1 pseudogene is annotated in these 724 nt (G+C 54.3%); it reads left to right on the top strand.

The annotated features are described in order from the left end of the window. A pseudogene (gene cstA / locus ACWHAR_RS26920) lies at positions 1-724 on the top strand (carbon starvation protein CstA); the annotation flags it as partial.

The following is a 724-nucleotide window of genomic DNA, read 5'->3' on the forward strand; positions in this document are numbered from 1 at the left end:
GGGGCTGTCGATGGTTGTGCTTCATGCGCTTGAACGCAATCCGTGGGGGACGTTCGCCGTTGCGATTACAATTCCGATCGCGATGGGGGTCGGCTTATTTTATAAAAAGACAGGCAACTTAAAATTAGCGTCTACCGGCGGATTTATTTTGCTGATGGCCGGTGTCTTCATCGGGCCCTCCATTGCAGAGACGCCGCTTGGAGACGCCTTGACGCTCGATACGAAAACGCTTGCTGTCGCACTTCCTGTCTATGCATTTTTTGCAGCGGCGCTGCCTGTATGGCTGCTGCTCGCACCGCGCGATTATTTGAGCAGCTTTATGAAAATCGGGGTGTTTATCGCTTTGATTGCCGGGGTTTTCGTTGTCAATCCGGCGATTCCGTTTCCGGCGTTTACCGAGTTCACGGGCGGAGGGGGACCTGTTTCGCCTGGTCCGGTCTGGCCGTTCATTTCAATTACGATCGCCTGCGGTGCGATTTCCGGTTTCCATGCGTTTGTCGGTTCAGGCACGACGCCGAAGATGCTTGACAAGTGGAGCGACATGAAATTCGTCGGCTTCGGAGCGATGCTCGTTGAGTGTCTTGTCGGCATCATGGCTTTAATCGCGGCAACGGCGTTGCAGCCGGGCGATTATTTTGCCATCAACAGTTCGCCAGAAGTCTTTCGGACGCTTGGCATGAATGTCGTCCATCTGCCTGAACTCAGCCGCGAAATCGGTCTCGAT

It is taken from the genome of Bacillus sp. LR--39, from assembly GCF_053613335.1.